Genomic DNA, 13,205 nt, shown 5'->3' with positions numbered 1-13,205 from the left:
GCTGTGTGGATCGGTTCGGGTGGGGTCTAGCCTCGGCCCGGCGGGCCGGCAAGCGGGGCTCAGCCGTGGATGCCCTTCGGCCCGCGCGCGATCGCGACCACGCCGGTGCGGCTGACCTCGACGAGGCCGAGCGGGCGCATCAGCGCGGCGAAGGCGTCGAGCTTGTCGGTCGCGCCGGTCATCTCGAAGACGAAGCTTTCCGTGGTCGCATCGACGACGCGGGCGCGGAACGCATCCGCGATGCGCAGCGCCTCCACCCGCTTCTCGCCCACGCCGGCCACCTTGAACAGCGCCATCTCGCGCGCGATGTGCGGCCCCTCCATCGTCAGGTCGGCGACCTTGTGGATCGGCACCAGGCGATCGAGCTGCGCCTTGATCTGCTCGATCACCATCGCCGTGCCGGAGGTGACGATGGTGATGCGCGAGAGGTGCTTGTCCTCGTCCACCGCCGCGACGGTGAGGCTGTCGATGTTGTAGCCGCGGCCGGAGAACAGGCCGATGACGCGCGCGAGCACGCCGGCTTCGTTCTCGACCAGCACCGAGATCACGGCCTGGCGGGTGGAGAGATCGTGGTCGGGCATCAGCACCTTGAGCATAGGCAACGTTCCTTGGGCGAGGAAGGGGCGGTCAGACCAGCACCATGCCTTCCTCGGTGACGCCGGGCCCGCCGCCCTTCTTCGGACCCTCGTCCTCGGCGCCGAGGATCATCTCGTTGTGCGCGGCACCGGAGGGGATCATCGGGAAGCAGTTCTCGCCCTTGTCGACGCAGATGTCGGCGATCACGGCCTTGTCCACGCGCAGCATCTCGCGGATCACGTCGTCGAGCTCGCCCACCTTGGTCGCGCGCAGGCCCACGGCGTGGAAGCTCTCGGCGAGCTTGACGAAATCGGGCAGGGCCGCCGAGTAGCTCTCGGAGTAGCGGCCGCCATGCAGCAGCTCCTGCCACTGCCGCACCATGCCCATGTACTCGTTGTTGAGGATGAACACCTTCACCGGCAGCCGGTACTGCGCGAGCGTGCCCATCTCCTGGATGTTCATCAGGATCGAGGCCTCGCCGGCGATGTCGATCACGAGCGCATCCGGATGCGCGATCTGCACGCCCATCGCCGCCGGCAGGCCGTAGCCCATGGTGCCGAGCCCGCCCGACGTCATCCAGCGGTTGGGCCGCTCGAACTTCCAGAACTGCGCCGCCCACATCTGGTGCTGGCCGACCTCGGTGGTGATGAAGGTGTCCTTGCCGGTCTCCTGCGCGAGCTCGTAGAGCCGCCGGATCGCGTGCTGCGGCTTGATGATCGACGACGGATCCATGTCCTGGCGGAAGCGCAGGCAGTCGCGCGCCCGCCACTGCTCGATCTGCTTCCACCAGGCCGCCAGCGCGCCGGTGTCGGGTTTCGCCGCATCCGCCTTCCAGGCCGCGATCAGCGCGGCGAGGATGCGCCCCGCGTCGCCGATGATCGCGCAATCGACGCGCACGTTCTTGTTCACCGAGGACGGATCGATGTCGGCATGGATCTTCAGGCTGCCCGGCGAGAAGTCGCGCAGCCGCCCCGTGACGCGATCGTCGAACCGCGCGCCGATGTTCAGCATGACGTCGCAGCCATGCATCGCGAGGTTCGCCTCGTAGGTGCCGTGCATCCCCAGCATGCCGAGGAACTGCGGATCGGAGGCGGGGAAGGCGCCGAGCCCCATCAGCGTGTTGGTGCAGGGGAAGCCCGTGAGATGCACGAACTCCGTCAGCAGGCGCGAGGCCTCCGGGCCGGCATTGATCACCCCGCCGCCGGCGTAGATGATCGGGCGCTTGGCGGATTTCAGCATGCGGATCGCGGTGGCGATCGCCGCCGGATCGGGATCGAGCACCGGCCGGTACGATTTGTGCGGCGCGGTCGGCATCCCGGCATAGACGCCCTTGTTGATCAGGATGTCCTTCGGCAGATCGACCACCACGGGCCCGGGCCGGCCGGACCGGGCGACGTAGAACGCCTCGTGGATCACGCGGCCGACATCGTCGACGTTCTTCACGAGGTAGTTGTGCTTGGTCGCCGGACGCGTGATGCCCGTGGTGTCGGCCTCCTGGAACGCGTCGTTGCCGATCAGATGCGTCGGCACCTGCCCGGTCAGGCACACCACCGGGATGGAGTCCATCAGCGCGTCCACGAGCCCCGTGACGGCATTGGTGGCGCCCGGCCCGGAGGTGACCAGCACCACGCCCACCTTGCCGGTCGAGCGCGCATAACCCTCGGCCGCGTGCACCGCGCCCTGCTCGTGGCGCACGAGGATGTGGCGGATCGCGTTCTGCTGGAACAGCGCGTCGTAGATCGGCAGCACCGCGCCGCCGGGATAACCGAACACGGTATCGACGCCCTGATCCTTCAGCGCGCGAAGCAGGATCTCGGCTCCACTCAGCATCTCGGTCGCCGGCATGGCACGCGTTCCCTTGCTCCTTCGCCCTGTCGGGCGGGAAGGCCGCGGTTATCCTGCCATGGTGCGGCGCGTCAACAGGAAATCGTCAATAAACGCAAACAGGTCTGCCATGCAATTTTCTGAAAATTGCGCATCTGAGCCGATCCACGCACTGATCGCAAAGGTCCGCTCGGGCGGCGCCAGCGCGTGGTGGCGGAACCAGGTCGCCTGACGCTTGGCATACTGCCGCACCATCGCCTGGCCGCGCGCGATCGCCTGATCGAGCGACATCGCGCCGCGGATCGCCGCCAGCAGCGGCGGCACGCCATGCGCGCGCATCGCCGGCAGCGCCGGATCGAACCCCAAGGCGCCGAGCGCCCGCACCTCCTCCAGCGCGCCCGCCGCCATCATCGCCAGGAACCGCGCATCGATCGCCGCCCGCACCGCGGCACGCGGCGGATCGAGCGCCACATGCGCGAAGCGCCACGGCGCCGGCGGGACCGCCGGGCGCTGCCACCAAGTCGCGAGCCCTTCCCCCGTCGCCTCCAGCACCTCCCAGGCACGGATCACACGCTGCGTGTCGCCGGGCGCGAGCCGCGCCGCGGTCGCGGGATCGCGCGCCGCCAGCCGCGCATGCAGGGCCGGCGCGCCGATCCTGGCCGCGAGCGCCCGCGCCGCGCGCCGCACCGCCGCCGGAACGGGCGGGATCGCGGCGATGCCGTGCACCAGCGCATCGAGCCACATCCCGGTCCCGCCGCACAGGATCGGCACGCGGCCGCCTGCCCGCGCCGTCTCCATCGCCGCGAGCGCGGCCTCGCGGAACCAGGCCGCATCCGCCGGCTCGGCGGCGCTGCGCACCCCGTAGAGCAGGTGCGGCACCCGCGACTCCTCCGCCGGCGTCGGCCGCGCGGTGAGGACGCGAAGCTCGCGATACACCTGCATCGAGTCCGCGTTGATCACCGCCCCGCCGACCCGCTCGGCGATCGCCAGCGCCAGCGCCGACTTGCCGCTCGCGGTCGGCCCCGCGACGATCAGCGCGCGGGGCAGGTCGTCATCCGCCGCGGCTTGTGCCGCCATCCTCGCCCCTCCAAGGTCACCGCATGGACCATGTGCTGACACTGATCGCGCCCGCCCGCGGGCCGGTGCTCGACCAGGCGCATCTTCGCGCCGCCGGCGACGCGCTCAAGGCCCTGCACGCCACGGTCGGCCCGCCGCGCTGGCTCAAGGAGGGCGAGGCCGCCGACCTGCCCTTCGCCGACCTCGCCCCGGACCAAGCCGAGGCCGCCGTGCGCTCGGCCCTCGGCGCAGCCGCGATCGATCTCGCCGCGCAAGCCGTCGCGGGACGGCGCAAGCGGCTGCTGGTCGCCGACATGGACAGCACCATCGTCACCGGCGAGACGCTCGACGAGCTCGCGGATTTCGCCGGGCTGAAGGAGCGCATCGCCGCGATCACCGCGCGCGCGATGAACGGCGAGCTCGATTTCGCGGCCGCGCTGCGCGAGCGTGTCGCCATGCTGGCAGGGCTGCCGGCGGAGGCGCTGGAGGGCACCTATGCCCGGATCGCGCTCACCCCCGGGGCCGAGACGCTGGTCGCCACCATGCGCGCCCACGGTGCGGTCTGCGCGCTCGTCTCAGGCGGGTTTCGTTTCTTCACCGCCCGCGTGCGCGACCGCGTGGGCTTCCATCTCGACCAGGCGAACGACCTGATCGTGGAGGGCGGGCGGCTGACCGGCCGGGTGGCCGAGCCGATCCTCGACAAGGACGCCAAGCTCGCGACGCTGCACCGTCTCGCGGCCGAGCAGGCCGTGCCGCTGGCCGCGACGCTCACCGTCGGTGACGGTGCGAACGACCTGCCGATGCTTCAGGCCGCCGGGCTCGGCGTCGCCTTCCGCGCCAAGCCGAGCGTCGCCGCCGCCGCGCGCGTGCGGATCGACCACGCCGACCTCACGGCGCTGCTCTGGATCCAGGGATACACCGAGGAAGAACACGTCGGGGGAGCCTGAGTCGGGCACCCATCGCGCGTGCGCGATGGGCCCCGTCTCCCCCGACCCCCCTCCACGAGGGCGTCGCTCCCGATGGTCGCGACGCGGCTCAGCCCCGGCCGGCCGGCAGCGGCACGAACCGCATGCCCTGCTGACCGTCGATCAGCATCAGCACGTTCTGACGGCCGGCTTGGCGCGCGCGGGCCACGCGCTGCTGCACCTCGGCCGGCGTCGAGACCGCCTCCTGCTGCACCTCGACGATCACGTCGCCTGGGCGAATGCCGCGCTCGGCGGCCGGGCTGTTCGCCTCGACCTCCACCACCAGCACGCCCTTCACATCGGCGCCGATGCTGAACCGCTCGCGCAGCTCCGGCGTGATCGCCGAGAGCTTGAGCCCCGTGCCGGCGAGATCGACCGGCGCGCCGCCACGATCCTGCGGACCCGGAGTCGCCGCCGCCTGCTCGACATCCTCGGGCAGCTCGCCCACCGTTACCTTCAGCGTGATGCGCTGGCCGTTGCGCCAGATCACCACCGGCACCTCGGAGCCGATGCGGGTCTCCGCCACCACCCGCGGCAGGAACCGCATCTCGCGGATCTCGTGGTTGTTGAACTCCAGCACGATGTCGCCGTTCTGAAGCCTGGCCTTGTCGGCCGGCCCGCCTTCGTTCACCCCGGCGACCAGCGCACCGCGCGCCCCGCCCGTCAGGCCCACGCTCTCGGCGATCTCGTCGGTCACCTGCTGGATGCGCACGCCGAGCCAGCCACGCCGCGCCCGCCCGTAGTCGCGCAGCTGCGAGATCACGTTGGTCGCGAGGTTCGAGGGAATCGCGAAGCCGATGCCGATCGACCCGCCGGTCGGCGAGAAGATCGCGGTGTTGATGCCCACCACCTCGCCGGCCATGTTGAACAGCGGCCCACCCGAGTTGCCGCGGTTGATCGCCGCATCGGTCTGGATGAAGTCGTCATAGGGGCCGATGCGGATGTCGCGGCCGCGCGCCGAGACGATGCCGGCCGTCACCGACCCGCCGAGCCCGAACGGGTTGCCGATCGCCAGCACCCAGTCGCCGATCCGCGTCGTGTCGCTGTTGCCGAAGGTCACCGGCGTCAGCGGCTTGTCGGACTTCACGCGCAGGAGCGCGAGGTCGGTGCGCTGGTCGCGTCCGACCAGCTCCGCCCGGAGCGTGGTGTTGTCGGTCAGGATCGCGCTGATCTCGTCCGCGCCGTCGATGACGTGGTTGTTGGTGACGATCAGGCCCTCGCCGTTCTGGTAGGCGATGATGAAGCCGGAGCCGAGGCTCTGCGCCCGGCGCGGCCGCTGCGGCGCCTGCGGCCCCTGGCGCTGCTGGCGGTCGAAGAACTCGCGGAAGAACTCCTCGAACGGCGAGCCGGGCGGGAACTGCGGCACGTCCGGGCCCTGCCGGTCGCGCCGCGCCGTCACCGTCTGCGTGGTCGAGATGTTCACGACCGAGGGCAGCAGCCGCTCGGCGAGATCGGCGAAACTCTCCGGTACCGCGCGGGCCTCGCTCCGGTGCAGGTGCGGTGCCACCAGCGGCGCCGTGCCGAGCAGCGCCAGAGCAAGCGCCGCGGCGACGGGACGGATCATCAGACGCATGGACCTGACTGCCTTCTTCGAGTGGCGCGGGGGCGCGCCGGAACTGCGACGCTATATGGACCAGCCGCACCGGGGCCGGAAGGGATCGTCCCCTTCCCTCCCGGTGTTCTGATCCGGCCCGGCCTCAGAGGAGGCTCGCCGCCAGCGCGATCAGGGCGCCGAGCGCGGCCGCCGCGAGCCCGACCGCGCGCAGCCCCTGGTCCGGCAGCGCGATCAGCCGGGCCAGCACGCCCCGGACCGCGTCCGGGAACAGCGCATAAAGAAGGCCCTCGGCCGCGAGAACGAGGCCGAGGGCCGCAACCAGCGCCGCAGGCGTCATGCCCGCCGCGTCGGAGGCTCAGCGCGCGTCCGCCGCCCGCACGTCCTGCGGGAGCTGCTTGAAGAAGCGGAAGAAGTCGCTCTCCGGGGTCACGATCAGCATGCCGCGCCCCTCGTCGCCGAACGCCTCGCGATAGGCCTGAAGGCTGCGCCAGAAGGCGAAGAACTCGCGGTCGCGGTTGAACGCGTCGGCGAAGATGCGGATCGCCTCCTGCTCGCCCGAGCCGCGGATGATGTCCGCCTGCGCCTGCGCCTCCGCCAGGATGACGGTGCGCTCGCGCTCCGCGCCCGCGCGGATGCGAGCCGCCACCTCCGCGCCTTCGGCGCGGGCCTCGCGCGCGACACGCTCGCGCTCGGTCTGCATCCGGCTCAGGATCGCCTGCGTGTTCTCCTCCGGCAGGTCGGTGCGGCGGATGCGCACGTCCTCGATCGCGATGCCGAACCGCCGCGCCTCGCGGTTCACGTTGTCGCGGATGTCGTTCATGATCCGCGTGCGGTCGGCCGACAGCACCGACAGCAGCGGCTCGTTGCCGAGCACGCGGCGCAGCGCCGAGGGCACGATCGAGGAGAGCCGCGCCCGGATCGCCGCCTCGCCGAAGCCCACTGTCTGGTAGTACTCGAGCGGGTCGGTGATGCGGAACCGGGTGAAGGTGTCCACGATCAGCCGGCGCTGGTCCCCCAGGATCACCTCCTCCGGCGGCCCCTCGTAGTCGAGCAGGCGGCGATCGAAGCTGATCGTGTTCTGGATGAACGGGATCTTGGCGTGCAGCCCCGGCTCGGTGATCACGCGCACGGGCTTGCCGAACTGGACGACCAGCATCTGCTCAGTCTGGTGCACCGTGAACAGGGTGGAGAGCAGCACGGCACCGGCGACGACGACGCCGATCGCGCCGCCGATGAGGGTCTTCTGGTTCATCGTCTCTCTCCCCCTCAGCGCATGCTGCCGGTGACGCGCGCGGCCGGGCCGGGCAGGCTGCCCGGCGAACCAGGCAGCGGCATCGGCCGGTCCGTGCCCGTCTGCTGCGCCTGGCGCGCCCGGCCCAGCTCGTTGAGCGGCAGGAACGGCACCAGGTTCTGCACCTTGTCGTCGACCAGCACGGTCGGGCTCGCCTTCAGGATCTCCTCCATGGTCTCCAGGTACAGGCGCTGACGGGTCACGTCGCGCGCCTGGCTGTAGGCCGCCAGAATCTGCGTGAACCGCTCGGCCTCACCGCGGGCCCGCGCCACGCGGCCCTCGCGGTCACCCTGCGCCTCCTGGACGAAGCGCTCGGCCTCGCCGCGGGCGCGCGGAATGATGTCGTTGCGGAACGCCTCGGCCTCGTTGCGCAGGCGCTCGCGGTCGGCGTTCGCGCGCTGCACGTCGCGGAACGCGTCGATCACGGCGGCCGGCGGGTCCACCTTCTGCAGCTGAACCTGCGCGAGCTCGATGCCGGCGCGGTACTGGTCGAGCATCGCCTGCGTGCCCTCGCGCACCGACTGCTCGATCTGCGCGCGCGCCTCGGTCAGCGCGGGCTGGATCGGCGTCCGGCCGATCACCTCGCGCATCACGCTCTCGGCGGCCGACTTCACGGTCTGCTCGGGGTTGCGGATGTTGAACAGGAATTCGCCGGCGTCGCGGATGCGCCAGAACACGGCGAAGTCGATGTCGATGATGTTCTCGTCGCCGGTGAGCATCAGGCTCTCTTCCGGCACGTCGCGCGTCGGGATCGGCCGCGTGCCCTCGACCTGGCTGCGGAAGCCGACATCGATGCGGTTGATGCGCGTCACGCGCGGCGTGGTCACGCTCTCGATCGGATAGGGAAGCGCGTAGTTCAGCCCCGGCGGGGTCGTGCGGTTGAACGCGCCGAAGCGCAGGACCACGCCCTGCTCGTCGGGCTGCACGCGGTAGAAGCCCGAGAGCAGCCAGACGCCGACCAGGATCGCGCCGACGATCGCGATGCCCTTGCCGCCGCCGAAGCCGCGCGGCAGGAAGCGCCGGACGAAGTCCTGCCCCTTGCGCAGCAGCTCATCGATGTTCGGCGGCTGCGGCAGGCCGGGCCCGCCGCCCCCGCCACCGCCCCACGGCCCGCCCGACCGGCCGCCTCCGCCCCAGGGTCCGCCGCCCCCGCTGTTGTTGGTCCACGGCATGTGTTGCTCTTCCCAGCCTGGTGTTCCGTTGGAAGCCGCTTCGGCCCGCCCCATATCCGCCGCCTGAAGCGGCCAAGATGGGCGAGAACGCGCGGTGGCCACGCCGACCCGCGCCGGCACGTCCGCGGCATATGGACGGATTTCGGAGGGTTTTCAAGCGATGACCGAGGCGACCGAGGCGGCCGTGCGCGAGGCGCTCAGGGGCGTGCGCGACCCCGAGACGGGCGGCGACATCGTCTCGCTCGGCTTCGTGCAGGGACTGAAGGTCAAGGACGGGCTGGTCAGTTTCGCGATCGACGTGCCGCGCGAGCGCGCCCCGCGCATGGAGCCGATCCGCCGCGCCGCCGAGAAGGCGGCCGCCGGCGTTCCCGGGGTGTTGAACGCGCATGTCGTCCTGACCGCGCATCGCACGGAGGCGCCCAAGCCCGCGCCACCGCCGGCGGGAGCGCAGGCGCCCGGCGCCAACCGGGGGGCCCAGCTGCTCACCGACTGCCGCGCCATCGTCGCCATCGCCTCGGGCAAGGGCGGCGTCGGCAAGTCCACCACGGCGGTCAACCTGGCGATCGGCCTCGCGCAGAACGGGCTGAAGGTCGGGCTGCTGGACGCCGACATCTACGGCCCGTCCATGCCGCGCATGCTCGGGATCAGGGGCCGGCCGCACGCAGCGGGCCAGATGATCGCGCCGATGGAGAAATGGGGCCTGAAGGTCATGTCGATCGGCTTCCTGGTCGAGGAGGAGACGCCGATGATCTGGCGCGGGCCGATGGTGATGGGCGCGCTCGAGCAGATGATGGGCCAGGTGCTCTGGGGCGGGCTCGACATCATGGTGGTGGACATGCCGCCCGGCACGGGCGACGCGCAGCTCACCATGGCGCAGCGCGTGCCGCTGACCGGGGCGGTGATCGTCTCGACGCCGCAGGACGTGGCGCTGATCGACGCCCGCCGCGGCATGGCGATGTTCGCGCGCACGAACGTGCCGGTGCTCGGGCTGATCGAGAACATGAGCTTCTTCTGCTGCCCCAACTGCGGGCATCGCAGCGACATCTTCGGCCACGGTGGAGCGCGCCGCGAGGCGGAGCGGCTGGGTGCGGAGTTCCTGGGCGAGATTCCGATCGCGCTCGACATCCGCGCGACCTCCGACGAAGGCACGCCGATCACCGCGACCATGCCCGACAGCGAGGAGGCGAAGCGCTACCGCGCGATCGCCGCGCGCGTCTGGGAGAAGTGCGAGGCGGTGAACGCCCGGCGCGCCGCCGCCGCCCCGCGGATCGTCGTCGAGTAGCCGATCCGCTCAGCGGTCGGCCTGAGCCGGCGGCGCCGGGACCCAGGCCAGCGCGAGCCCCCACCACAGCCCGGCGAGCACGGCCGGCCACGCCGTGGCCGCGACCAGGCCCGCCGCGCCGCTCGCCTGCGCCATCAGGAGGGTGGTGTCGGTGATCCGTTGCATGCCGGAACCATCGCATCGAATCGCTTCGCGACCATGAACGCGTCAGGACGCGGCGAGCAGGGCGTCGGTTTCGGCGGCGCCCGGCAGGCTCGCCTGCGTGCCCGCCCGCGTGCAGGCCAAGGCGGCGGCAGCGGCCGCCCGGCGGATCGCCGCCTCGAATCCGAGCCTCCGGTCGAGGGCGGCGGCCAGAACGCCGACGAAGGCATCGCCCGCCGCGGTGGTGTCCACGGCGCGGACCGGGAAGGCCGGCTGGCGATGCGTGCCCGCGCTGTCGCCGAGTTCGGCGCCGTGCTCGCCGAGGGTGCGCAGCACGCGCGTGCCGAGCCGACCGGCGAGCGCGGCCGGCTCGGCACCGCAACCGAGCGCCGCCGCGAGCGCCTCGGCCTCGGCCGCATTGACGACGATCAGCGCGGCGGTCGCGAGCGCATCGAGGGCGATGCCGCCGAACGGCGCCAGATTGACGATCGCGCGCGCCCCGCGTGCGGCCGCCCGCAGCAGCAGCTGCGCGATCTCGCCCGCGTCGGTCTCGCGCTGCACGACCAGCACGGTCTCCGGGCCGAGGGCCTCGTCCTCGACCTGCGCGGCCGAGACGGCGAGGTTCACGCCGGGCGCCACCATGATCTGATTGCGCCCGTCGCGGTCGACGCCGATCGCCGCGCAGCCTGTCGCGCCATCGAGCGTGGCGACGCGGCTCAGATCGACGCCGGCCTCACGCAGCAGCGCAAGCGCCGGCGCGGCGAACGCGTCGCGCCCGACCGCGCCGGCGAGGGCGACGCGGGCGCCGTCCCGTGCCGCCGCGACCGCCTGGTTCGCCCCCTTGCCGCCCGGTTCCGTGCGCAGGCCCGTGCCGAGCACGGTCTCGCCGGCGGATGGCAGGTGCGGCAGCGCGAAGATGAGGTCGAGATTGATCGAGCCGAACACCAGGACGGTCATTGGTGCACCTACGGTCGGGGCCTGCTGCCGTCGCGGAACGACGTGGCACGCTTGACTCGCGTCAAGATCATCGGGCAGTCGGTAGCGCAAGCCTGACGGCCCCGCGCGCGCGCGCGGAGGGGAGGAACGGCGTGATGGACGACCAGCGCGATGACTGCCGGCCGTCTGCCGTGCGCGATGCCGCGGACTGCGCCCGCGGTGATGCGCAGCGGGGCGTGCCGGCGACCGGGCCGCCGCCGTCCTCCGACCTCCCCGCAAGCCTGCGTGAACGGATGGAACTGCGCATCCGGGTCGCCGAACTGACGGCCGTGATCGACACGATCGAGACCACGCTGCGCACGGCGCGCGGCGCCGGGCTCAAGGTCAGCGAGCGTCACGAGCGGCTTGCGGCCTCCGCGACCGCGGCGGCGGCGCTGCTGCGCACGATCGCCGCCCGGCTCAGATAGCCCGCTCTCACGGCGCGAGGCCGAGCACCGCGGCCATCTCGCGCCATTCGCGTTTGGACAATCCGCTCGTCTCCACCGTCACGGTCTCGCCTGCCAGCATCCGGCGCACGCAGGCGAGCATCGGCGCCGACAGCGTCGCTGCCCCCAGCCGGTAGTCGAGGAAGGCCTGGTGCGTGATCGGCACCCAGGCCTTGAGCACGTCGAGCAGCGCCACCGCATAGGCGCGGATCTCGTACTGCGCATGCGCATCGGCGCGCAGGCGAAGGAAATGCATGAAGTTGTGCAGGTCGGTCTTCCAGTACCATTGCGTGTAGAGGTTCAGCGTCAGGTTCATGCGCGCGAGTTCGCGCGCGAGCCCGAGCCGCGTCGGATCGGCCGGCTCGCCGCCCTCGCCCTCGTTCAGCATCCAGGCATAGTGGTCGTAGCAGCGCCGGGCGTCCTCGCGCAGCAGGCGCAGCACCTCGGCGGCCTCGTCGCCCGACAGCATCGCGCCGCGGCCCTGGCGGTTGGCGTCGCTCTGCGCCGCGAGGTGCTCGGGGGCGGGGATGTAGAACTCGCGGTCGAGCACCGAGTAGCGCGCCGAGTACTCGTTCACGTTGGCGGTGCGGTGGCGGATCCACTGGCGCGCGACGAAGATCGGCAGCTTCACGTGCAGCTTGATCTCGGCCATCTCGAACGGCGTCGAGTGCCAGTGCCGCATCAGGTAGCGGATCAGCCCGGCATCGTCCTGCACTCGCCGCGTGCCGCGGCCATAGGAGACGCGCGCCGCCTGCACCACCGCCGCATCGTCGCCCATGTAGTCCACCACCCGCACGAAGCCGTGGTCGAGCACGGGGATCGGCCGATGCAGCAGCGCCTCCATCGCCGGGACGGTCGGCCGCAGCGTCGGCCGCGCCTCTGCGCGCGCCGCCTCGATCTCCGCCTGTTGCGCCTCGGTGAGCTGCATCGGTCGGTCATTCTCCCGCCCCGCCGAGTCGCGAGGCTTCCGCATGGCGGTTGCGTTTCCTATATTCCCTGATGCCGGGGCAACCCGGCTATGGCGATAAACGGCGCGTGGAATAAGCGTTGCGGACCCGGGGGCAGTGCCCGGCGCCTCCACCACTCCCCCGTTGCGGCTGGCGGGGCATGGGGGCGAAACAGGCTCGACGCGCGTGGTAAAGACCCGCCTTTCGCCCGGCATGGTACCGCCGTTATCGGGCCGATCATAAGTGCCAACGACAACAGCCGTATGGCGCTCGCTGCCTGACCTAGTCTAGGCAAGCGCGGTCCGGGGGGCACCGGGCAACAGAAGCCCCCCACTTCACCGTCCGCCGCCTGGTGGTACGGTCGCAACAGCAACGCTCGACGCGGGACGGGGACGAACGGGACAGGTGATGGCAGGGGACGAGCCGGGGCTTAAGGACAGCCTGCTGCCCTACGAGGCCTGGATCCAGGAAAGCCTGCGCAACGTGATGCGGCTCGCACTCGACCGGATCGCGCGCGAGGGCCTGCCGGGCGAGCATCACTTCTACATCACCTTCCGCACCGACCATCCGGGCGTGCGCATGCCCGCGCGGCTGAAGGCGCAGTACCCGCACGAGATGACGGTGGTGCTGCAGCACCAGTTCGAGTCGCTGGAGGCGGATGCCGACGGCTTCGCCGTCACCCTCTTCTTCGGCGGCGTGCCGGCGCATCTGAACGTGCCCTGGCTGGCCGTGACCCAGTTCGCCGATCCGTCGGTGCGCTTCGGGCTGCGCTTCGAGTCGAAAGACGGCGAGGCGGCGCCCGAGCCCGAGGCCGCGTCGCCCGGGACGGCGCCGGACGGTCCCGGGCCCGCGCCGCCGGCCGAGACGCCGCAGGTCGTCAGCCTGGACGCCTTCCGCAAGCGCCCCCCGCGCGGCTGAGCCCCGGCGCTGGCCCGCCTGGCCGGCCCATGCCATAAGCCCGCCGCCCGAGAGATT

Annotated in this window: 14 protein-coding genes and 1 other RNA gene; 5 read left to right on the top strand and 10 right to left on the bottom strand. The window is 71.7% G+C overall.

Translation table 11 applies throughout. The annotated features are described in order from the left end of the window. Positions 1 to 59: 59 nt before the first annotated feature. Genes ilvN through miaA form a run of 3 tightly spaced genes read right to left on the bottom strand, consistent with a single transcriptional unit; the run spans position 60 to position 3,477 of the window. Positions 60 to 596, bottom strand: coding sequence for an acetolactate synthase small subunit (ilvN, locus tag F563_RS0112220; RefSeq protein ID WP_019014965.1), 537 nt, complete (start codon positions 594 to 596; stop codon positions 60 to 62). 31 nt (positions 597 to 627) lie between these two features. Then, positions 628 to 2,421 (bottom strand): acetolactate synthase 3 large subunit, encoded by a 1,794-nt coding sequence (locus F563_RS0112215; RefSeq protein ID WP_019014964.1) that lies wholly within the window; start codon positions 2,419 to 2,421, stop codon positions 628 to 630. Positions 2,422 to 2,469: 48 nt separating this feature from the next. After that, complete coding sequence (gene miaA / locus F563_RS0112210) at positions 2,470 to 3,477, bottom strand: tRNA (adenosine(37)-N6)-dimethylallyltransferase MiaA (RefSeq protein ID WP_019014963.1); 1,008 nt, start codon at positions 3,475 to 3,477, stop codon at positions 2,470 to 2,472. 23 nt (positions 3,478 to 3,500) lie between these two features. Between miaA and serB the strand changes: the two genes are divergently transcribed. Next, complete coding sequence (gene serB / locus F563_RS0112205) at positions 3,501 to 4,403, top strand: phosphoserine phosphatase SerB (protein ID WP_019014962.1); 903 nt, start codon at positions 3,501 to 3,503, stop codon at positions 4,401 to 4,403. A gap of 88 nt (positions 4,404 to 4,491) precedes the next feature. Here the strand turns inward: serB and F563_RS0112200 are convergent, their stop codons facing one another. The 4 genes from F563_RS0112200 to hflK form a co-directional block, all read right to left on the bottom strand. Continuing rightward, positions 4,492 to 5,994: a DegQ family serine endoprotease gene (locus F563_RS0112200; protein ID WP_019014961.1), complete on the bottom strand. Its 1,503-nt coding sequence runs from the start codon at positions 5,992 to 5,994 to the stop codon at positions 4,492 to 4,494. 124 nt (positions 5,995 to 6,118) lie between these two features. Then, positions 6,119 to 6,313: a DUF2065 family protein gene (locus tag F563_RS0112190; protein WP_019014959.1), complete on the bottom strand. Its 195-nt coding sequence runs from the start codon at positions 6,311 to 6,313 to the stop codon at positions 6,119 to 6,121. 18 nt (positions 6,314 to 6,331) lie between these two features. Beyond that, positions 6,332 to 7,228 carry a protease modulator HflC gene (gene hflC / locus F563_RS0112185; RefSeq protein WP_019014958.1) on the bottom strand — a complete coding sequence of 299 codons (897 nt, stop codon included), beginning with the start codon at positions 7,226 to 7,228 and terminating at the stop codon, positions 6,332 to 6,334. 14 nt (positions 7,229 to 7,242) lie between these two features. After that, positions 7,243 to 8,439, bottom strand: a complete 1,197-nt coding sequence (gene hflK / locus F563_RS0112180; protein ID WP_019014957.1) for an FtsH protease activity modulator HflK — start codon at positions 8,437 to 8,439, stop codon at positions 7,243 to 7,245. A gap of 160 nt (positions 8,440 to 8,599) precedes the next feature. Between hflK and F563_RS0112175 the strand changes: the two genes are divergently transcribed. Continuing rightward, the gene (locus F563_RS0112175) at positions 8,600 to 9,721 is read left to right on the top strand and encodes an Mrp/NBP35 family ATP-binding protein (RefSeq protein WP_019014956.1); all 1,122 of its coding nucleotides are present in this window, start codon (positions 8,600 to 8,602) and stop codon (positions 9,719 to 9,721) included. A gap of 9 nt (positions 9,722 to 9,730) precedes the next feature. Here F563_RS0112175 and F563_RS24845 read toward each other — a convergent pair whose 3' ends face one another. Next, complete coding sequence (locus tag F563_RS24845) at positions 9,731 to 9,886, bottom strand: hypothetical protein (protein WP_019014955.1); 156 nt, start codon at positions 9,884 to 9,886, stop codon at positions 9,731 to 9,733. A 42-nt stretch (positions 9,887 to 9,928) separates the two neighbouring features. Then, positions 9,929 to 10,819, bottom strand: coding sequence for a PfkB family carbohydrate kinase (locus F563_RS0112165; protein WP_019014954.1), 891 nt, complete (start codon positions 10,817 to 10,819; stop codon positions 9,929 to 9,931). A gap of 134 nt (positions 10,820 to 10,953) precedes the next feature. Here F563_RS0112165 and F563_RS0112160 point away from each other — a divergent pair, with 134 nt between their 5' ends. After that, positions 10,954 to 11,265, top strand: coding sequence for a hypothetical protein (locus F563_RS0112160; RefSeq protein WP_019014953.1), 312 nt, complete (start codon positions 10,954 to 10,956; stop codon positions 11,263 to 11,265). Positions 11,266 to 11,272: 7 nt separating this feature from the next. Here F563_RS0112160 and thyX read toward each other — a convergent pair whose 3' ends face one another. Next, on the bottom strand, positions 11,273 to 12,211 hold the full coding sequence (gene thyX, locus F563_RS0112155) for an FAD-dependent thymidylate synthase (protein WP_019014952.1): 939 nt from the start codon (positions 12,209 to 12,211) through the stop codon (positions 11,273 to 11,275). A 33-nt stretch (positions 12,212 to 12,244) separates the two neighbouring features. Between thyX and ssrA the strand changes: the two genes are divergently transcribed. Together ssrA and F563_RS0112150 are read left to right on the top strand one after the other, a co-directional pair. After that, positions 12,245 to 12,565, top strand: a transfer-messenger RNA (tmRNA) gene (gene ssrA, locus F563_RS24480). Between the two features lie 73 nt (positions 12,566 to 12,638). Continuing rightward, positions 12,639 to 13,148: an SspB family protein gene (locus F563_RS0112150; protein WP_019014951.1), complete on the top strand. Its 510-nt coding sequence runs from the start codon at positions 12,639 to 12,641 to the stop codon at positions 13,146 to 13,148. Positions 13,149 to 13,205: the final 57 nt, after the last annotated feature.

This window comes from Elioraea tepidiphila DSM 17972, assembly GCF_000378465.1.
In the GTDB taxonomy this organism is placed as follows: Bacteria; Pseudomonadota; Alphaproteobacteria; order Acetobacterales; family Acetobacteraceae; genus Elioraea; species Elioraea tepidiphila.
Note: the sequence above shows the minus strand (reverse complement) of the source record. Positions and strands in the feature narration are given on the sequence as shown.